This window comes from Desulfobotulus sp. (assembly GCF_034006065.1).
GTDB lineage: Bacteria > Desulfobacterota > Desulfobacteria > Desulfobacterales > ASO4-4 > Desulfobotulus.
In genome coordinates, this window is the sequence record NZ_JAVETM010000020.1 from 41,644 (window position 1) to 62,567 (window position 20,924).

Annotated in this window: 14 protein-coding genes and 1 riboswitch; of the genes, 8 read left to right on the forward strand and 6 right to left on the reverse strand. The window is 57.6% G+C overall.

Annotated features, from left to right (window positions below; genetic code table 11):
• Positions 1-39 precede the first annotated feature (39 nt).
• Genes RBR60_RS09135 through RBR60_RS09145 form a run of 3 tightly spaced genes read right to left on the reverse strand, consistent with a single transcriptional unit; the run spans position 40 to position 6,649 of the window.
• Positions 40-3,111 (reverse strand): efflux RND transporter permease subunit, encoded by a 3,072-nt coding sequence (locus RBR60_RS09135; protein ID WP_320355965.1) that lies wholly within the window; start codon positions 3,109-3,111, stop codon positions 40-42.
• Positions 3,108-4,226 carry an efflux RND transporter periplasmic adaptor subunit gene (locus RBR60_RS09140; RefSeq protein ID WP_320355967.1) on the reverse strand — a complete coding sequence of 373 codons (1,119 nt, stop codon included), beginning with the start codon at positions 4,224-4,226 and terminating at the stop codon, positions 3,108-3,110. Before RBR60_RS09140 ends, RBR60_RS09135 begins: the two co-directional genes overlap by 4 nt.
• The gene (locus tag RBR60_RS09145; protein ID WP_320355969.1) at positions 4,223-6,649 is read right to left on the reverse strand and encodes a TolC family protein; all 2,427 of its coding nucleotides are present in this window, start codon (positions 6,647-6,649) and stop codon (positions 4,223-4,225) included. Before RBR60_RS09145 ends, RBR60_RS09140 begins: the two co-directional genes overlap by 4 nt.
• 449 nt (positions 6,650-7,098) lie before the next feature.
• On the opposite strand from RBR60_RS09145, the gene RBR60_RS09150 reads away from it, so the two are divergent.
• Positions 7,099-8,736 (forward strand): NAD+ synthase, encoded by a 1,638-nt coding sequence (locus RBR60_RS09150; protein WP_320355971.1) that lies wholly within the window; start codon positions 7,099-7,101, stop codon positions 8,734-8,736.
• A 179-nt stretch (positions 8,737-8,915) separates the two neighbouring features.
• On the opposite strand, the gene RBR60_RS09155 is transcribed toward RBR60_RS09150, so the two are convergent.
• Positions 8,916-10,511, reverse strand: coding sequence for a sigma-54 interaction domain-containing protein (locus RBR60_RS09155; RefSeq protein ID WP_320355973.1), 1,596 nt, complete (start codon positions 10,509-10,511; stop codon positions 8,916-8,918).
• A 354-nt stretch (positions 10,512-10,865) separates the two neighbouring features.
• Here RBR60_RS09155 and RBR60_RS09160 point away from each other — a divergent pair, with 354 nt between their 5' ends.
• From RBR60_RS09160 to RBR60_RS09170, 3 genes are all read left to right on the forward strand, one after another.
• Positions 10,866-12,140 carry an efflux RND transporter periplasmic adaptor subunit gene (locus RBR60_RS09160; RefSeq protein WP_320355975.1) on the forward strand — a complete coding sequence of 425 codons (1,275 nt, stop codon included), beginning with the start codon at positions 10,866-10,868 and terminating at the stop codon, positions 12,138-12,140.
• Positions 12,141-12,238: 98 nt separating this feature from the next.
• Positions 12,239-15,361, forward strand: a complete 3,123-nt coding sequence (locus tag RBR60_RS09165) for an efflux RND transporter permease subunit (RefSeq protein WP_320355977.1) — start codon at positions 12,239-12,241, stop codon at positions 15,359-15,361.
• Between the two features lie 10 nt (positions 15,362-15,371).
• Positions 15,372-16,679, forward strand: a complete 1,308-nt coding sequence (locus RBR60_RS09170) for a TolC family protein (protein ID WP_320355979.1) — start codon at positions 15,372-15,374, stop codon at positions 16,677-16,679.
• 92 nt (positions 16,680-16,771) lie between these two features.
• Here RBR60_RS09170 and RBR60_RS09175 read toward each other — a convergent pair whose 3' ends face one another.
• Together RBR60_RS09175 and RBR60_RS09180 are read right to left on the reverse strand one after the other, a co-directional pair.
• A complete protein-coding gene (locus tag RBR60_RS09175) occupies positions 16,772-17,701 on the reverse strand; it encodes a YafY family protein (RefSeq protein WP_320355981.1) in 930 nt (309 codons plus the stop codon).
• Positions 17,702-17,962 carry a zinc ribbon domain-containing protein gene (locus tag RBR60_RS09180; protein WP_320355983.1) on the reverse strand — a complete coding sequence of 87 codons (261 nt, stop codon included), beginning with the start codon at positions 17,960-17,962 and terminating at the stop codon, positions 17,702-17,704.
• A gap of 279 nt (positions 17,963-18,241) precedes the next feature.
• A riboswitch (TPP riboswitch) is annotated at positions 18,242-18,347 on the forward strand.
• Between the two features lie 210 nt (positions 18,348-18,557).
• On the opposite strand from RBR60_RS09180, the gene thiS reads away from it, so the two are divergent.
• From thiS to RBR60_RS09200, 4 genes are all read left to right on the forward strand, one after another.
• Complete coding sequence (gene thiS / locus RBR60_RS09185) at positions 18,558-18,758, forward strand: sulfur carrier protein ThiS (protein ID WP_320355985.1); 201 nt, start codon at positions 18,558-18,560, stop codon at positions 18,756-18,758.
• Between the two features lie 2 nt (positions 18,759-18,760).
• Entirely contained in the window at positions 18,761-19,570 is an 810-nt protein-coding gene (locus tag RBR60_RS09190; RefSeq protein ID WP_320355987.1) for a thiazole synthase, read from the forward strand.
• Between the two features lie 12 nt (positions 19,571-19,582).
• Positions 19,583-20,689, forward strand: coding sequence for a 2-iminoacetate synthase ThiH (gene thiH / locus RBR60_RS09195; protein WP_320355989.1), 1,107 nt, complete (start codon positions 19,583-19,585; stop codon positions 20,687-20,689).
• Positions 20,690-20,712: 23 nt separating this feature from the next.
• A partial coding sequence (locus tag RBR60_RS09200) for a hypothetical protein (RefSeq protein ID WP_320355991.1) occupies positions 20,713-20,924 on the forward strand: 212 nt, incomplete at its 3' end.

Consider the following 20,924-nt stretch of genomic DNA (forward strand, 5'->3'; position numbering starts at 1 on the left):
ATGTCTTCACCGTTCTGAAACGTCCCCCCTTCAGATCCCTTAAACCGTATAGCGCACACGGAAAAACAACGCATAGAGCAGGGGCACCACCCCCAGGGTCAGGGCTGTGGCAAAGATGAGGCCAAAGATGATGCCCACCGCCATGGGAGCCCAGATGGGCCCGCCTCCCCAGAGCAGGGGCACCATGCCCAGGGCCGTTGTGGCCGTACTGAGGAAAATGGGCCGCATGCGGCGGCAGGCGGCCTCCACAATGGCTTCCTGGGGTGTCCGGCCGCATTCGTCCATCTCAATGCGGATGCGGTCGATGAGCACAATGGCGTTGTTCACCACAATACCCGAAAGGGAGATGATGCCAAGCAGGGTCATGAAGCCGAAATAAAGCCCCGTAAGGTGCAGACCCGCCACAACCCCGATGAGGCCCAGCGGGATGGTGGTCATGATGATGAAGGTTTTCCGGAAAGAATTGAACTGAAGCATGAGAAGCATGAGGATGATGAAGCCCGCCACAGGCACCTGCACCATGATGGCCGCATTGGCCTGGGTCGATTTTTCCCGCTCCCCGCCAAAGGCGTAGCGGTAACCCATACCCCATGCAAAAGCTTCCCTGTCCAGCCAGGGTTGCAGACTGCGAATCACCTCTTCGGCCGTGTATCCGGGCAGAAGCCCTGAGCTTACGGTCACGGTGCGCAGCCTGTCCCTGCGCAGCACTTCCGAGGGCTGCCAGACGATTTCAATATCCGCCACCTGACTTAAGGGCACGGAGCGGCCCGTGGCCTGGGCATAGACCTGAATGGTCTCCAGTTTGCCGATGTCCTGACGGTCTGCGGCCACACTGCGCAGGCTCACGGGAATCACCTTGTCCCCTTCCCGGAATTCCGTCAGGGTGAAGCCGGAAAGCCCGGTCTGAAGGCTGACGGCGATGTCCTGGCTGGAGACACCTGCCATGCGGGCCCTCGGCTGGTTCACATGCACCACAAACTTCTTGATCCTCCGTCCCCAGTCATCGGAAATGTTCCGCACCCCCGCCTCTTCGGCAAGCCTTTCCTTCACCGTTGCCACAATGGCGAAGAGCCGGTCCGAATCCCTGCCGGAAATGCGAATCTGTACAGGATCCTGTACCGGCGGGCCGTTCTGGATTTTCCGCAGCTCCACCTTGGCATCGAGATACCTTTCCTTCACATACCGCTCCATCCCTGCCTTGATGGACGGCATGAGATCCAGATCCGTGATGTTGATCACCATGAAGGCGTAGTGGGGCATGCCCTGCTGGGGCATGTGGGTGAGTAGATAGCGGGGCCCGCCCTGACCGATGTGGGTCACCCAACTGCGAATGCCCCCTTCCCTTCCCGGCCCGATCCTGAACTCGCGGTTCATGTACCCCTCCAGATCCCTCACCATGGCTTCCGTGCTTTCAAGGGTGCTGCCTGCGGGCAACTCCAGCTCTGCGGTGAAAAAAAGGCGGTCTGAGGGCGGAAAAAACATCACGGGAAGATAACGGAAGGTGGCCATCACCCCCACAAAAACAAGAAAGACAAGGACAAGGCTTGTTCCCCGGAAGCGCAGGGAAAGGCCCAGGGTTTTGCGGTAAAGGCGGTAAAAACCGCTGTTGTAGGTTTTCTGGCCCAGACGGCCCTTTTTCACCTTCAGAACCCGTGTGGCAAGCAGGGGAATGAGGGTGAGGGACAGAATCCAGGAAGCCATGAGGGTGATGCTCACCACCTTGAAAAGGGGGGCCGTGTATTCGCCCGTGGTGGATTTTGCCAGAAAAATGGGCAGAAAAGCAGCCGCCGTACCCAGAGAAGAGGTGAGCAGGGGAACGGTCAGCTCGCGGGCGGAGCTGATGGCCGCCGCCACGGGTCCTTCCCCTTCCTCCATACGCACCATGATGGATTCGGTCATGACAATGGCGTTATCCACCAGCATGCCCAGGGCGATGACGAGGGAAGCAAGGCTCATCTGGTCAATGCCGATACCCAAAAAAGCCATGGCCATGAGGGTTAAAAACATGGTCATGGGAATGAGGGTGGCCACCACAAAACCTGTGCGCAGGCCTAAGGCAATGAGGGTGATGGCCAGCACCAGCAGCACGGACTGGGCCAGATTCTTCTGAAAAAGTCCCACCTTGTCCCGCACCTCTCCGGGAGAAAAGTTCACAAGCTCAAAATCAATGCCATAGGGATAATGGGAACGCACCCCAGCAAGAAGCCCTGTCACCGCCTCCCCGAGACGGATGAGGTTGCCTCCCTCCCGCATGGAGACGGCAAGGCCGATGGCGGGCTTTCCATTGGCCCGCATCTTACTGGAAGCCGGGTCCACATAGCCCCTGCGGATGTCCACCATGTCACCGAGAAAGAGCATCTCCGTGCGGCCCGGAACCTGAATCACGGTCTGGCGAAGGTCTTCCAGGGAATCAAAGTTGCCCGAAGGCTCCAGCACAATGCGTTCCTCCCCCACATTGATGGCCCCGCCGGGAATGATGATGTTCCTGGAGCGCAGAAGGGCCATGAGCTGATGAGGAGAAAGGCCCATTTCCGAAAGCCTTGCATTGCTGTACTCCACAAAGATCCGCTCATCCTGCACACCGTAGAGATCCACCTTGGCCACCTCGTCCAGCATGAGGAGGGCGTCCCGCACCTCGTCCGCCACGGTCTTCAGCTCCCTGTAGGTGAAATCCTCGCCCGTGATGGCGATGAGGGTGCCGAAGACATCGGCAAACTCATCATTGACCATGGGCCTGGCCACGCCTTCCGGCAGATCCGCCGCCGCCCGGTCCACCTTGCGCCTCAGGTTGTCCCAGATGGGCCGCATGGTGCGGTGCCGCTCCTTTACCCAGACATCAATGATGGATACCCCGGTTTTGGACTGGCTTTTCAGATAATCGAGCTCCGGAATTTCCTGGATCACCTTTTCAAGCTTGTCTGTGACCAGCTGTTCCACCCGCTCCGGAGAAGCGCCGGGAAAATAGGTGACCACCCGGGCCACCCGCAGGACAAAACCCGGATCATAATCCCTGGGAAGATCCCGGTAGGCAAGAAAACCGCCCGTGAGGATGATGAGAAGAAAGACAAGGGAGATGCGGTTTTTTTCAATGGCAAGGGCCGTGAGGTTCATGGCTGCGCCTCCCGCCAGAGACGAACGGCAAGGCCGTCTGAGATATGGGCAATGCCTGCGGTCACCACCCGGTCTCCGGCCTCAAGGCCCGAGAGAATCTCAAGGCCCTCTGCCGTGACCGCCCCCACTTCCACCGATCTTCTCCGTACCACAGTCTTTTTCCCGTCAAGCTCTTCCAGGCAGAAGACAAAACGCCCCTCGCCATCCTCGCCCACGCTGCGGAAGGGAACCCGGAGAACGCCTGCTGTCTCCCTTTCCATGGGAATGGCCACCTCCGCAGCCATGCCGGGCAGAATGCGCTCATCCGGTGCTTTCAGCCTCACGGTCACGGGAAAGGTGGTTTCAAGGCCCACGGAGGCCACCCCCACCTCGCTCACCATACCCTCAAAATCCCCGTTGCCCAGGGCATCCACCCGCACCCGAACGGCCATGCCTTCCCGTACGCCGGAAATGTGGGTGGCGGGAACGCCAATGCGCACATCCACCCTGGCGCCGCAGTTCACCAGCACCACTGCCTGACCTGCGGCCACATTCTCGTTTTCCTCCACAGGAATGGCCGCCACAGCACAGCGATCCGGAGCCACAAGCCGGGTGTATTCCAGCTGACGCCGGGCCAGCTCCAGGCGGTTTTCAATGGAGCGCACCGCCGCCTGGGAGGATTCAAAGGCTGCCCGCGCCGTATCCAGCTCATTGCGGGAGGCGTTTCTGCGTTCATAGAGGGCCTGAACCCTTCCATACACCGCCTCCGCGTTCCGGGCCTCGGCCTGGGCCCGGCTCAGGGCCGCCTCCGCCTCCTGCAGGCGGAGCTGGTAATCTCCCGTTTCAAGCTCGGCAATGAGCCTGCCGTTTTCCACCGTATCGCCCACCCGGACATGGAGTTTCTGCAGGGTTCCCGGAACCCGGAAACTCATGCGGGAAGCCATGCCCGAACGGGTAAGTCCCGTGAAGGTACGCACCCGCACACCGGTATCGGGTGCAAGCTCCATGAAACGCACGGGCCGGAGTTCCTCTGTCACCACCTCCTGGGGTTTTTCCCGGCATCCCCCCAGAAGCGCCAGGGCCAGCATTGCCAGCAGCATTCCAGAAAACCCCAATCCCCCACCCCATTTTTTCATTCCGCTTCCCCCTTTTCCAGTGCGGGTACGGCAATGCCCGCTTCCTCAAAATACTGTCTGAGACGCCGGAACATGGCATCCCGCCCCTCCAGGGTGGCGGAAAAATCCACATTGCCAAGAAGTCTCTGGATTCCCATGAGATCCTTTAAAAAATCATAGACACTGGCTGCGGACCCCTGTTCTGCCACCAGGGAGGCGTGCTGGGCATCGAGAAGTTCCATGGCGGAAATCACCCCCCTTTCATAGGCATCCGTCACAAGCTCCAGATTTTTTCTCGCCGCCTCCGCCGCATCCCCGGAAAGGCGTATGCCCGGCCAGGAGGCCGTGGTTCTGTGCAAAGCCGCCCGCATCCGGGCCTCCAGCCCTTCGGCCACCCGCAGTCTCTGGGTGCGCAGGGCCTCCAGCCTCTCCAGGGCCTCATCCTGGGCCGCAGACCGCGCACCGCCCGTGTACAGGGGGTAGCGCACCTTCAGAGCCACCTGCCAGCCGAAATCCTCGCTTCCCGGAAGGCGGATGGGCGGAACCCCCGGCATCAGGGCCATTTCCACAGCCCCGCTGCCCTCCCCTTCGGACACAAGACGCTGGCGCATACCGCCCTCGGCCAGCACATCGGGCAGATACCAGGAGCGCCGTGCCGCAAGGAGGCTTCTCTCCACACTTTCCATGGCCAGGGCAATGCGGGCCAGCTCAGGGGCCTGATCCCTTGCCTCCATCACCACAAAATCATGGAAATGACGGATTCTTCTGGGATTTTCCGAAAACCAGCGGATGCGGGGATCGCTGACAAAGAAAAGGGGATCGGAAAGGCGGGTGTCCTCCAGGTGCAGGGGCTGATCCAGGGGACGGTTGAGAAGGGTATTAAAACGGATTTCCGCCTGCCTTACCTGGGCTCTGGCATCCAGCAGAGCCTTTCGTGAAGAAGCCAGACGGCTCTGCCAGCGATACACCTCCGAAGGCCCGGCATAGCCCACCTCCCTGCGGGTTTCCGCCCGCTCCAGATTGGCCCGGGTGAGATCCAGATCGTCTTTGCGGATACGGGCCTGACGGCTCGCCCGGAGCACATCAATGAAGGCCAAGGTTGCGGATTCCGCAATATCAAGCCCCACCTGCCGCTCCATGAGTCTGCGGCTTTTCACCTCCAGATCCGCCACATCCCGCAGACTGCGGTCTTTTTCGGAAAAAAGGCTCTGACGCAGAAGAAGCTCCAGCCAGACCTCTTCTTCCGCCTGACGGCCAAGGCTTGAGGCGGCATTGTCCCGATCCAGCACTTTACCGGAAAGCTCCACCAGAGCCTGGGGCTTTAAGAGGGCTCTCCGGCTTCGGGCCTGGACTTCGGCAAGGGCCCTTTCCCCTTCGGCAAGCTTCATCTCCAGGTTCGCGGCAATGGCCTCCCGAACGGCCTCGTTGATGGCAAGGGCCCTGCCTTCGGGATGGGGGTCTTCATGGAGAATGTCCGCATCCAGAAGCACGTCCCAGTCCGGATATACGCCGATGCGGCGGGCCGTTTCCATGTTCACCGTGAAATCCGTATCCGGATGGAAACTGACCGACAGCCCGCCCGCATCCCTTCCCATGAGAATCTGCTGCACATGAAGGGCCACACGCCGGGAAAGGCGGGGAATGCGCTCCGAAGGGGCCAGCCCCGCCAGCACCCCCTGGGCCACCTCCTCCCGTCCCCAGAGGGAAAAGGAGGGAATTTTCCGGGCAATGAGGCCTTCTGTCAGCCGGGCAAAGGCCTCGGGGGAAAAACGCTGGAGAGGCGTGATGAAAACAGCCTCCGTATCCGGGCTTAAGGCCTTCAGCACCAGATCGGCATCCTCCCTTGCGGAAAGAAAGGTGATGTCAAGACCTGAGGCCTCGCCGAAGATGCGGGTTCTGCGGTTCAGATCCGGCAGGCCCTCTTTTATGCTCGCATCGCCGATGATGGCAAGGCGGCCAAAGGGCACCATGCTCCGGAAGGCCCGGAGATCCCGATCAAAATTCTGAAAGGATTTGATGTAGTTCAGATTTTTCACACCGGAAGTTCCATGGCTTTCCGGAAGATTCTGAAGATCTGCGGCAATGATCACCGCTGCGATGGCGGGTTTGGGCAGATCCCCCATGCCGCAGAGCAGGTGGGAGGCAATGACCCCTGTGGCGATCACAAGATCCGCATCCCTTGATGCAAGGGCCTTCTCCACCTGCCTGCGGATGGCCGGAACCTCCCAGTTTCCCGAAAAATGCAGGGTTTCGGGAAAACGGATGTCAAACTCGTCTCCCGAGAGATCACGGATTTCCCGTTTGAGCTCTTCAAGGCCATTGTAGCGCAGGCTTGGGCCATCCTCCACAATGGCGATGCGCACCAGGGGCAGGGCGGCAGAAGCCGGACCCATGAGAAATCCCCACCCAAGAAGCCCTGCAACGAAAATTTTCCACCGCTTCATGCCTTCCTCCATCCCAGAACAGCTGCCGGATCCATGGTCTGATTCATTATGATTTCTCGTGATGAGGGCCTGATTCATGGGGCCTGATTCATGGGGCTTGATTCATCGGCTCTGGTTTTCGCAGGGCATGGAAGAGGCCATGCCCTCCGGAGCCCTGAGGCATCCGCCATGAAAACAGCGTTTCAAGGCCTGCCCGACAAAGTCCTCTGCCGGGAAAAAGGGCACAAAAAAAGATTCGCAAGGAAGGAGCTGAAATGCTACAAGGCGTGTGCCCCAAGGGCACTTTACAGGCCTCCCGAAAGGATATGGGCCTTAGCATGCACCCATTCTCAGGGGCTGTCAAGGCGAGGTAAAGATCACTTACCTTTTTGGAGCATCACGGCTTTCCCCAAAAAGACGAGCCCAGGGCCTGAAATGCCTCCTCCCCCTCAACATAAAGGATATCATCCATGAAAATCGCCATGGTCCAGCGCAATCCCCTGGTGGGCGATCTCCAGGGCAATGCGGCAAAAATCAAAGAAAGCTGTGAGAAGGCCCGGGAGCTCAAGGCAGACCTTGTGGTCTTTTCCGAGCTTGTTCTCACGGGATATCCTCCCCTTGATCTTCTGGAAAGGGAGGCCTTCATCCAGGCCACCCTCCGCATGAAAGAACAGCTTATCCGCGAAATCCATGGCATTGCCGTTCTTTTCGGGTATGTGGCCCCCAACCCCTCTCCCGAAGGCCCAAGACTCCTGAATGCGGCCGTGCTGGCGGAAAACGGTGTCATCCTCGGGGAGTTCCGCAAAACCCTCCTGCCCCAGTACGATGTCTTTGACGAGTGCCGCTACTTTGCGCCGGGAACCCCCGGAGCCCCTGTTTCGTACAAGGGCCTTCGCCTCGGCATCACCCTCTGTGAGGATGCCTGGAACACAGGGCACATCCCCCAGGAAAACCGCTACGCCACTGATCCCGTGGCCGCCATTGCCCCCTGCTGCGACCTTCTCCTCAATCTCTCGGCCTCACCCTTTCATGTGGATAAGGTGGCCCTCAGGGACAGGCTTTTTTCAGGCATTGCGAAAGCCTACGGTATTCCCGTCATTGAGGTGAATCAGGCAGGTGCCAACGATACCCTGGTCTTTGATGGTCTCAGCACGGCCTATGGCCCGGACGGGGAGGTCTGGGCCAGGGCCGGGGCCTTTGGGGAGGATCTTGTGCTTGTGGATACGGATTCGGGCAAAGGCGATATCCGGCCCCTGCCTGAGGATGGACTGGATCAGATCCGTCTGGCCCTTGTAACCGGCATCCGGGACTATCTGCACAAATGTGGTTTTTCAAAGGCTGTGGTGGGTTCTTCCGGCGGCATTGATTCTGCCCTGGTACTGGCCCTTGCCGTGGAAGCCCTGGGGCCGGAAAACGTCATCAGTGTTTTCATGCCCGGCCCTTACACGGCGGCGGAGAATTTTGAGGACACAAAAAAGCTTGCGGAAAATCTCAACATCCGTCTGGATGTCCTTCCCATTGAAGAAAGCATGAAGGCCATGGCGGCCTCAAGCCCCATTTTCGACATTAAAAGCCACGGCATCACGGAGCAGAATCTTCAGGCCCGCATCCGTGGAACCTTTCTCATGGCCTATGCCAACCGCTACAATGCCATGGCCCTGCCCACGGGCAACAAGGCGGAGATGGCCGTGGGCTACAGCACCCTTTACGGAGATATGAACGGCGGGCTGGCCGTACTGGGGGATGTGTCCAAAACCCGGGTATGGGATCTCGCCCGCCGCATCAACGAAAGGGCGGGCTTTGCCCGGATTCCCGAACGTATCATCGAAAAAGCGCCCAGCGCGGAGCTGAAGCCGGATCAGAAGGATCAGGATGACCTGCCCCCCTATGAGGCGGTGGATGCCATTGTGGCCCTGCATGTGGAAGAATGTGAGGACGCGGAAGCCATCATCGGCAGGGGGTATCCCGAGGCCTTTGTGCGGGATGTGATCCGCAGGATTCAGTACAACGAGTACAAGCGCCAGCAGGCGGCACCTGTGATCCGCATCACATCCAAGGCCTTTGGCTATGGCAGGCGCTATCCCATGGCCTGTCGGTATTCCTGGTGACCTTGACGCTCTTTGCATTGAGCGGGTTCCGGCAGATCGTGCAGCCGAACCTGGATTCGCGGGCTGCCTTCGGTATATGTGGAGCTGGAAACCGATTTTGCCAAAAGCCAAGTAGAATCCCAGGTGCGTAGACCTGTGAGGATGTCAATGGGAAGAGCCGTTAAAAAACCAAATGGTTTTTATTCTGAACGGCTATGTATTATGGTTTCCTGCTGCCTCCTGCCGAAAGCGAGACCCAGCTTGCGCATCCTGGCGCGGAGGGTACTCGGATGGATGTTCAGAAGTTCCGCAGCACCTCCCGCTCCCTCCACCTTGCCCCCCGTAGTCTCCAATGCAGCCCGAATGGCCCACCTCTGGGCGTCATCCAGGGGCATCACTCCCGCTGACACCGGATGCGCCAAAGGGGAAGGCCCCTGCCTTTTTTTATGCCCGACTTCATCGAATCGGAGCCATTCCCCCTGCCGGAGAATCAACTCCCGCTCCACCACGTTCTGAAGCTCCCGGACATTCCCCGGCCAGTTATATTGCATGAGCCGATCCAGAGCTCCAGGCATCAGTCCTTCTGGTCGAACGACCTTCAGATCCCGGCTTTTATGCTCCAGAAAAAAATGGAGCAGCGCCGGGATATCCTCTTTTCGATCCCGAAGGGGCGGAATCCGGATGGGGAAAACATTGAGTCGAAACCAGAGGTCTTTTCTGAAGCGTTCTTGATCCACCATGGCCTGAAGATCCCGATGGGTGGCGGAGATCACCCGGACATCCACAGCAACGGGGTGGTTCCCTCCGACGCGTTCGATCTCCCGGTTCTGGAGTACGCGGAGGAGTCGGATCTGGGCCTGGGGAGGAAGCTCGCCCACTTCGTCCAGAAAAATGGTTCCGCCGTGGGCCCGCTCAAACCGCCCCCTGTGGCGCTCCGTTGCGCCGGTAAAGGCACCTTTTTCGTGGCCGAAGAGTTCGGAATCCATGAGGGATTCCGGGATAGCGCCGCAATTCACCTTGATGAAGGGGCCGTCTTTCCGGCTGGAAATGCTGTGGATGGCGTTGGCAATCACTTCCTTTCCCACTCCTGTTTCTCCCAGAAGGAGAACCGGGGAATGGGTCGAGGCCACCTGTCGGACCAGCTGCATCACAGGCCGGAGTCCGAAGTCCGCTCCGATGATGGTATCCCCAGAAAGATGGCGGAGCTGCTGCTGGAGGAAGCGGTTGTCGTCTTTGAGCATTTCCTTGAGCCGCAGCACCTCCTGATGCTGGATGCAGTTGGCCATGGCAATGGCGCAGGGCTCATGGAGCAGGGTGAGAAGGCGGGCATGTTCATCCCCGTACCGGTGTTTTCCTCTGGCGTGAATAATGATAAGTCCCAGCCACTTATCGTCCAGTGCCAGGTCCATGGCAAGGAGGGAGACGTTAAAATCGTCCCCCCAGACCTTGCGGTAAGCCAACAGATAAAGAGGGTTGGCGCTATGAAGATCGTTGATGCGTTCAATTCCCGGCTCTCCTTTGAGCATATCGAGGAATGCCTGCCACAGGTCTTCGGGGAAGGGGATGAGCCGGGATCGGGCTTGCAGGCTCGCAAGACCCGCAAAGGCGTAACTTCTCCATAGATTCTGATCCGCATCATAAACGGAGACGGAAACAGCGTCGGCTGGCATATACTCCTGGATAAAATTAAGAAATCGAGCCAGACCGATGTCCAGATCCAGGCTTCCGCAGATCCGTGAGGTGGCTTGACGGAAAAAGAGATTTTCATTGCTCAGATACTGGGCTGGGGTACTCATATCTGTATCCGTTAAATGTGATAGTTTTTTAAATATAACAGTTTTCCCTGCCATATGGTGAAGATTCTGCCAGTCTCCCCGTTTTTTTTCCAGCAAAAAGCAGAGAATTTCAGGTGTACATGGTGTGGCATGATTTTGGCCTATACGCTTCTTGCCAGGGAGAGAACGGGCCATCTGGGAAAAAGCGGACATGAAACGGATCCCTCTTTTACCCAGAGCGGGGAGGTGGGGATAGATCGTCTTTAGCCCTCAGGCCCTGAACGGCCTGAGATCGCAGGGATTGCCTGATCTTCCTTTGGCAAGCCTGTTGCTGGTCTAGCTTGGTTCCTTCATTTTATCCATCTGGAGTACTTCATGCCCATCCACCCATTCCGCATCTTTTTTGTCATCAGCATTCTTCTGCTTGGTGTCTGGGGCTGTTCCCGTCCCCAGGCGGACTCCTCATCCGAGATGCCACCCCGTCCGGTAAAAACCCGGCTGATCCGGTTCGAGTCCGCCACAGAAACCCGGCACTACCCCGGTGTGGTGGCACCGGCAACGGAAACCCGCCTTGCTTTCCGTGTAGGGGGCCCTCTTATCCGCTTTGATGTGAAAATCGGTCAGCAGATGCGTAAAGGGGATTTGATCGCAGAACTCGATCCCCGAGACTATCGTATCCAGGTCCGTCGACTGGAAGCAAACCTTGCCGAAGCCAGGGCCTTTCTCAGGGCCATGAAGGCCGGTGATCGGCCCGAGGACATCGCAAGCCTTGCTGCAGAGCATAACGCCGTATTGTCCCGGCTCAACGAAGCCCAACGGACCTATGAGCGCTACGAAAGACTCCACGAAGCCCATGCCGTGGCGAGGGCTACCCTCGATCATGTCCTCACGGCCTATGATACGGCGAAGGCTGCTGCCGAGGCTTCGGAAAAGGCCCTGGAAAAAGCAAGAAAAGGAGCCAGAGCCGAAGACATTGAGGCCATGGAGGCCCGAATCTTGGGGATCGCCACCGAATTGTCCGACGCACGAAACCGCCTGGGAGATACCCGACTGAGCGCTCCCTTTGACGGTGTTGTTTATCAGAAATTCGTGAAAAATTTCGATACGGTGGGCAGCGGAGAGCCCATTGCCAGCTTCTTTGATTCAGCCCATCCCGAAGTCTCCATTCGGGTTCCTGAGTCGGTCATTGCCCGTCTGGACCGGATTCGTTCTGTCGTCTGCACCCTGAATCTCTTCCCGGATCAGAATTTTACCGGAGAAATCAAGGAGATCGGAATCCGCACGGAAGCGGCCAATCAGAGCTATCCCATAATCGTTTCCCTTACTGTTCCGGAAGGGATTGACGTGCATCCGGGAATGGCTGCCACCGTTTCCCTCACCTTCGACCTCGACACAGGGGAAGAGAGCCTCTTTCTCCCCCTTGCGGCCATCACAACAGATGCGGAAAAAGGCTCCAGAGTTTTCATCCTGGATCCCAAAACGCATAGGATTCACACGACCTCTGTGACGACCGGTGTGGTTCGGGACGATCAGATCCGAATCCTGCAGGGCCTTCGGCAAGGAGATGAGGTTGTCACCGCTGGCGCACGTTTTCTTCGCACCGGGCAGGAGGTGCGCAGGCTGTCTCAGGAAAAATTGGTAATTCAGTAGCTCGCAGGGTCTGTGTTTATAAGAATCTGAAAAAATTTATTATTTTCATGACGAAGACAAAGAATGCTGAACCTTGTGAAAAAGGAGAAGGCCTTCGTATGATGCAATTGACGCAATGGACCCTGAAAAACCGGACGGTCGCCTGGGTGATGACGATTCTCCTCATTGCAGGAGGCGTTAAAGCCTATCTCGGGCTGGGCCGTCTGGAATATCCGGCATTCACCATTAAAACCGCCCTTGTCATCACCGCCTATCCCGGCGCCACGGCTGAGGAAGTGGAAAAGGAGGTGACCCACCCCATTGAAACAGCGGTGCAACAGCTTTCGCAGATCAAGCAAGTGAAGTCCATCTCCCGGACCGGACTTTCCATCATTTTTGTGGATATCCAGGAGTCTTTTATGGGGCCGGATCTCCCCCAGATCTGGGATGAACTCCGGCGCAAGGTGGGGGATATCCAGCCCAGCCTCCCAGAAGGGGTCCTTCCTTCCCAGGTGAATGACGACTTCGGGGATGAGTACGGTATCTTCTTCGCCCTTACGGGAGAAGGATACTCCTTTAAGGAGCTGAAAGACTACGCGGATATCCTGAAGCGGGAGCTTCTTCTGGTGCGGGATGTGGCGAGAGTCGAAATCTGGGGGGATCAGCCCGAAGCGATCTACTTTGAGGTGGAGCGGAGCCGGATGGTCGAGATGGGAATTTCCATTGAGGACATCGCTGATCTCCTGAACCGCCAGCACCGGATTGTGGACGCAGGTACGTTTCAGAGTGGCAGAGAGGATCTTCGCATCCGCCCGACGGGGGGAATTCAGACCATTGAAGGGATGGGGAGCCTCCTTGTGAAAACCGATACGGATGGCAATCTGGTCCGATTATCGGACATTGCTGCCTTTAAACGCGCATACCAGGATCCGCCTCAGTGGATGATGCGTTATAACGGGTTCCCTGCCCTTGGTATCGGGGTTGCCATCATGGGTACGGGCAATGTTGTTGAGATGGGAAAGGCTGTCAAGGCCCGTATTGCGGAACTGGAGAGGGAGATGCCCTTGGGCATGGAGCTGGCCGCCATCGCGTATCAGGCAGATACCGTTTCTGAGGCTGTGGATGATTTTATCCTGAACCTGGTGGCGGCGGTGATGATCGTTGTGGGCGTTCTATGCCTTGCCATGGGATTGGCCTGCGGTATTCTCATTGGGGGGATTCTGCTTTTCACCATACTTGGCACCTTCATTCTGATGGATCTGACCGGGATAAGCCTCCAGCTCATTTCCCTTGGCGCCCTGATCCTGGCCCTGGGCATGCTGGTGGATAACGCCATTGTGGTCACTGAAGGAATTCTTGTCAAAATCCAGCGGGGCCTGGACCGGGAGCAGGCGGCCCTGGACACGGTCCGCCAGACCGCCTGGCCCCTTCTCGGGGCCACAGCGGTAGCCATCCTGGCCTTTGCCGCCATTGGCACATCCCAAGACGAAACCGGAGAATTCTGTGGATCCCTTTTTTATGTTCTGGCCTATTCCTTAGGAATATCCTGGCTCCTGGCTGTAACCCTGACGCCACTGTTCGCCGTTCGTTTTCTTAAGGTACCCGAAGCATCGGATGAGACGGATCCTTATGCTGGCCGATTTTTTGTTCGTTACCGGAATCTTCTTATGACGGCTCTCAGGAAACGCCACCTGACCGTAATCCTTCTTATGGGGCTTCTTTTTACGTCGGTCTGGGGTTTTGGATTTGTGGAAAAGGCTTTTTTTCCCGACTCCAGGCGGCCACAGTTCATGATTGATATCTGGCGGGCGGAAGGGGCCAGAATTGAGGAAACGGCAAGGGATCTTGATAAAATAACGACTTATCTTCACACCCTGGATCATGTGACGGACACGGCCACTTTTGTCGGGCAGGGCGCTCTTCGCTTCCTCCTCACCTATGATCCGGAAATGCCCAATCCGGCTTACGGCCAGGTATTGGTTACCGTGGACGATTATCGTGCGATCGATGGTCTGATAGGGGAAATGCGCACGTGGCTTACCCATGCCCTCCCGGATACGGAATCCAACGTGAAAAAATTTGTCATCGGTACGGGAAGCGGATCAAAGATTGTAGCGAGGTTCAGAGGTCCGGATGCCGCAATTCTCCGGCAATTGGGGGATCAGGCGAAAGAGATCATGGCCAAGGATCCCATTTCCTACTCCATTCGGGATGACTGGCGGCAACCCGTACCTGTTCTGATGCCCATGGTCGTTGACGCCAGCGCCAGGCGTCTCGGCCTCTCCCGACCGGAGATTGCCGATGCCCTTGCCGTGAGCGCCACAGGACTTCCCGTTGGCGTATATCGAGAAAAAGATCATTTGATCCCCATCCTGCTCCGGCTTCCGGAGGAAGAACGCCAGAACCCGAACACTCTTAAGGATGTCCAGATCCCGCATCCCGTGGCCCATGTATCCTTAGGGCATCTTGCCCCGGAAATACGCCTTGGATGGGAGGAGTCGGTAATCCATCGCAAAAACCGGGTCCGGACCCTCTCTGTGATCTGTGATCCTCTGGAAGGAAACGCCAGCGTTCTCTTTAACCGTATCCGTCCTGAAATCGAGCAGATCCCGTTGCCACCGGGCTACACTCTGGAGTGGGGCGGAGAGTACGAAGAGTCACGCGATGCCGAGGAAAGTATTTTCAGCATGATTCCTTTTTTCTTTCTGGGGATGGTGGTCATCGTGATTATGCTTTTCAACGCACTGCGCCAACCTGCCATCATCTTTCTCTGCGTGCCACTGGCTGTGATTGGTGTCACGGCAGGGCTGCTGATATTCAAGCAGGCCTTCGGATTCATGGCGCTTCTGGGCTTCCTCAGCCTGTCCGGGATGCTGATCAAGAACGCTGTGGTGCTTATTGATCAGATAGATCTCGAAATACGTGATGGAAAAGCCCCTTCAGAGGCCATCCTGGATGCATCGGTAAGCAGGCTCCGACCCGTGATCATGGCGGCCCTTACCACGGTATTGGGAATGATTCCCTTGGTTTTCGATCCATTTTATGCAGCCATGAGCGTTACCATCATGGGCGGACTCACCTTTGGGACCGTGCTGACCCTCATCGTGGTTCCGGTACTTTATGCGTATTTCTTTCGGATCGAAACCCGGAAAAACCATATTTCCCGCGGGAACGACTGGCTGACTTCGGAAGTGGAGGGGCCTGACGTCCCGGAAATGGCGCACATCAGGACGAATCGATAGGGAGGTTCGTGTGAAAACCACGCACATCATATTTTTTTACCTGGTTTTTCTGCCGGGTTTGGTTTTGGGCGCACCTATGGAAAAGATCCTCACCATTGATGAGCTGATCTTTCGAGCCATGACCGTCAGCGATAGGGTTATGGCAGCAGAAGCCGAGCTGGCCGCTGCCAGTGCAGGCCACAAGAGCGCCCGGGCTGATTTTTTTCCCAAAGTGGATGCTGTCTACAGCGTTACGCACCTGTCCGAAGACCCGGTCTCCAAAATGGGGGGAACGCAAATGCCGGTGGGCCACGACACCACCCACACCTGGGCTGTTGCCGTGACCCAGCCCCTTTTTACCGGATTTTCCCTATCTGCCATTGGAAAAATTGCAGAACTTGATGTGGGTATGCGCAAACAGGAAGGGATTCGAACCCGTCAGACTGTGGTCCGTGATGTGAAAAATTTCGCTTATGCCGTTCTTCTGGCGGAAAAACTCCGCAAGGTTGCCCAAGCCGAGGTGGCGGCTCTGCGGGCCCATGAAGAAGATGCGAAGCAGTTTTACAAGGAGGGACTGATTCCTCTGAATGATGTTCTGAAGAGTCAGGTGGCGCTGGCTGAGGCCATGCAGAAAGAGGAACGAGCCAAGGCGGATCTCAAGCTGGCCAGAATACGGCTGGGTCTTATGCTCAAGCTGCCCGACTCGGATGCCATCCGGATCCAGGATCCCGGAGCAATTGACATCCCATTTTCACAATGTCCTGATTTGATGGATCAAGCCCTCGTCTCCCGACCGGAGCTTGCCATGCGTCGTATGGGACGGGAGCAGTTCACCGAATCCGTAAACGTGGCGAAGAGTCGTTTTTATCCCCAGGTGAATCTCGTGGCCGCTTATGAGGAGACCGGTGAAGAACCCGGAGTCAGGCGTAACGACTACGCCAATCGCTACAACTCCAGGGTGGGGATTCATGCCAGCTGGAATTTTTTTGAATGGGGGAAGACCCGATACGACATGGAAAAGGCAAGGCAGATCCGGGCTGCGGAAGAGGCTCGCATCCGTCAGGAAGAAGACAGGATCCGTTTAGAGGTCCGGGAGGCCTACCTTGATCTTACCGTGTCGAAAGCCAATATCCGTACAGCAAAAGAGGCCCTGACCCAGGCGCGGGAAAACTGGCGGATCACGGAACTCCAGTATCAGCAGCAATTGGCGACATCCACGGATGTTCTGAACGCAAGGGGCTTTCTCACCCAGGCCGATACCAACTATTTTCAGGCTTTCTACGGTCATCTCTCGGCTCTTGCAGAGTTGGACTATGCCCTGGGAGAAGGAAAAGAATAAGCCCTGCCTGGTTGCAGTCTGGGCCTGAGCGCTGAATAGTACGGACATTCGGGAAAAAAGCTTATAAAAAACAACCGTATGGCAGGAGGCGGTCAGGATTTTTCATAGACCGCTGCAAGGCCCGAGGCCCAGTCCCGGATACGGGTTCTTGCGTGACGGGGTTCAAGAACTTCCACCAGAGGCCCGAAACTCATGATCCAGCTGTAAACCCACTCGTCTTCGGGAAAGGGGAAAAAGCCCATGATGCTGCCGTCCGGCATGAAGTGCAGGCTGTCGGGATGGTAGTAATCCGTGATACGCCCCCTGGCTGAGGGGGAAAAGCGCAGGACAAAAAGGGTGGTGGGACGGGAGGTTTCTCCGGTTTCCAGTGTCTCCTCCCATGGGGGATGGACTTCCGGCAAAAAGACCTCGGAAAGGACTTCCGCCTCGATAATCCGGGTGACCTTGAAAAAACGCAAAGCCTTGCGAAGGCGGCAGAAGGCGTAGAGATACCAGCCCGCGCCTTTAAGGATCATGCTCAGGGGTTCAATACTCCGCTCCGTGACAGCGCCGTCCGGCGCGGCGTAACGGAGACGGATCACCCGGCTCGTTTCCACGGCCCGGTACACCTCCTGAAAAAGCCGTCGCCTGCCCGCATCCAGACCCCAGGGCGTGAAATCCATGATGAGGGGCCTGTGTTTTTTCAAAGGATCTCCCGGTGCCACCAGATTGCGCAGTTTTTCTTCCGTATGGCGGAGATGGCCGGGCTGCAGAAGGGTGTTGAGCCGCCCCACAAGGGAGAGAAGGGAAGCAAGTTCCTGGGGGGCGAAATAGTGCCTGTCCACGGTGCAGGTGTCGAGAATCCGGTAGCCGCCTTCCCTGCCCCTGTCCGCGTACACGGGAATGCCGGCAAGGGCGAGGGAGTCCATGTCCCGCTGTATGGTCCGGTGGGACACCTCGAAATGCGCGGCCAGCTCTCTGGCCGTGGCCCTCTTCCGGTTGATCAGGTACAGGACAATGGCAAGGAGGCGGTCGGTCTTCATCTATTTTCCATGCCAGCGCGCAAGGTTGGGCAGGGTGTTTTCCAGAAGCGCCCGGGCCTCACTGGCCGCCATGCCGGAATCCACCATGTGCGGCACGCAGACTTCAATCATCTCTTCCATGGTCACATTCTGGGTGAAAGCACCCTTCTGATAGCAGTAGGTGCAGAATTCCGATGTCAACGCGCCGTCCTTTTCCGTGCCTTTCAGCGGGTCTTCGGTGATGGGCATGCCGCAGCTCTGGCAGAATGTCGGGTTCATCATGGTGTTTCCTCCTTATCCGGTTTCGGGTTTTCTTTCATGAAAAAAGCGCTCAGCCCTTTTTCCGCCACCTTACACCCTCAATGCGACACCGTCCTGTCGTAATTAGAAATCTTCCGTAAAAAAAGCCTGTCTTATGAAAGAGACCAGTGCTGTCCAGCGTCATTGCAGCAACCCGCCCCAAAGCCGACAACGCGATTCCTGAGAGACACCCGATCCCCCGCCCCTTGAAAAATCCCTTTACTTTCCCTTCCGTCTTTGCCTATAGAAACCCCCGACAATTTAGACAGCTGGGGGAGCCCGAACGGGCTGAGAGGGATCTTGAAAGATCCGACCCTTGGAACCTGAAGCAGTTCGTACTGCCGTAGGGAAGCGATGAAAGATCCTTGAAAAGCACCCTTTTTTTAGGGTGCCTGGCGAGGAGGAAACTTCAGGGCTTGCCGCGGGCAGGCCTTTTTTGTTTCCTTATTTTTATTGAAGGAAACCCCTTTCAAGGCCGCCGCGCGCCCCTCTCCTCCAGGCCCCTTTCCATCCCCTTCTCCCCCCTGTCTCTTCCTCCCCTGAACCCTTAACGGGGAAAACCCCATGGAGAGACGCCATGCACATCCTTCTCAATGGCAAAGAGGCCCCCCTCAAAGCGGGGCTCCATCTGCTCGGCCTCCTTGAAGCCAGAAACCTTTCGCCGGACACCGTGGTGGTGGAGCTGAACGGCCTCATCATCGAAAAGGCCCGCTATGGCCAGACCCTTTTACAGGACAAAGACCAGGTGGAAATCCTGCGCTTTGTGGGAGGCGGATGACCATGGAAATTCCCGCACAGGATCCTGCTTTTTCAGAAAAAGATGCCCTCCTTCTGGGGGGGATTTCCCTCACAAGCCGCCTCTTTACGGGCACGGGCAAGTATGCCGCAGACAGCCTTATCCCCAAGGTGCTGGAGGCCTCGGGCAGCGAGGTCATCACCGTGGCCCTGAGGCGGGTGGATTTTGAGGCAAAGACGGACAACGTCATGCGCCACATTCCCCAAACCGTGCGCCTCCTGCCCAATACCTCGGGCGCCAGAACGGCAGAAGAGGCCGTGCGCATCGCCCGGCTGGCAAAGGCCATGGGCTGCGGCAACTGGATCAAGATCGAGGTGATCTCAGACAACAAATACCTCCTTCCCGACGGCTATGAAACGGCAAAAGCCACGGAAATTCTCGCTAAGGAAGACTTTGTGGTGCTCCCCTACGTGAATGCGGATCTGATGATTGCAAGAAGCCTTGTCTCCGCAGGTGCTGCTGCGGTCATGCCCCTTGGCGCGCCCATCGGCAGCAACCGGGGACTTCAGACAAAAGAAATGCTCCGCATCCTCATCGAGGAAATTCCCCTGCCCATCATCGTGGATGCGGGCATCGGCAAGCCCTCCCAGGCCTGTGAGGCCATGGAAATGGGCGCTGCGGCCTGCCTTGTGAACACGGCCATTGCAGGGGCCGCCGATCCCGTGGCCATGGCAAAAGCCTTTGGCGAAGCCGTGCGTGCGGGAAGACGGGCCTTTCTTGCGGGCGAGGCCCCGGTTTCCGATGGCAGGGCCTCGGCCTCTTCGCCCCTTACGGGCTTTCTTTTCGAAAAATGAAAGGAGGGCTGCATGGGATTCCATGACCTGCTCTGCGCCTTTGATCCGAAAAGCCTTTCCGAAAAAACCGCAGCTTTCACCGAAAGGGAGGTGACGCGGGCCCTTTCCGGGGAAAGCTGCGACCGGGAAGGCTTTCTTGCCCTGCTCTCTCCTGCGGCAAGGCCCTTTCTTGAGACCATGGCCGTGAAGGCAAGGGAGATTTCCTTAAGAAACTTCGGAAGAACCCTCCAGCTTTTCACGCCCATGTACCTTTCCAACTTCTGCACCAACGGCTGTGTGTACTGCGGCTTCGGGTGCAAAAACGCCATTCCCCGAAAGCAGCTTTCCATGGCGGAGGTGGAAAAAGAAGCCACCCTCATCGCGGCCACAGGCCTGCGCCACATCCTCATTCTCACAGGGGATGCCCCGAAGATCGCCACACCGGAATACCTCGAAGCCTGCTGTCAGATCCTGAGGAAGCATTTCAGCTCCATCGCCATCGAGATCTACGCCATGGACACGCCCACCTACCGCCGCATGGTGGCCGCAGGGGTGGACGGCCTCACCCTCTATCAGGAAACCTACAACGAGGGCCTTTATGAAAGCCTCCATCCCTTCGGGCCCAAGCGGGATTTTCATTTCCGTCTGGACGCACCGGAGCGGGGCTGCATGGCGGGGATGCGCATGGTGAACGTGGGGGCTTTGCTGGGGCTGGACGACTGGCGGCAGGACAGCTTTTTCACCGGCCTGCACGCGGCCTGGCTTCAGGAGCGGTATCCGGAGGTGGAAATCAGCATTTCTTTACCCAGAATGCGGCCCCACGCGGGAAGCTATGCCCCGGCCTTTGAGGTGACGGACGCGGATTTTGTCCAGATCCTTCTGGCCTTACGCCTTTTTCTGCCCAGATGCGGCATTTCCGTTTCAACACGGGAGCGGGCGGAATTTCGCAACCACCTCATGCCCTTAGGGGTCACCCGCATGTCCGCAGGGGTGACCACGGCCGTGGGCGGGCACAGTGAAAAGGATTCGGGCACAGGCCAGTTCGATATTTCCGATGAGCGCTCCGTGGAGGAAATGGCTGCGGCCATCATCCGGAGGGGCTACCAGCCCGTGTATCAGGACTGGCGGGCCATCCCATGAGGCCATCGGAAAAAGGAGAATCCATGCGCCCCATGCCCGATACGGAAGAGGGTTCTGAAAAAGCGTTTCCGGAATCCCTCACCCCGGCCCTCTCCCAGAGGGAGAGGGAGAAAAAGGAGGCCGACTCCTTTGAAACCGGCCTCCGCACCCACCTGCCGCCGGAGCCCCTTGCCCGCCTGAAAAGGGCCTGTATCGGCATTGCCGGAGCCGGAGGGCTGGGTTCCAATGTGGCCCA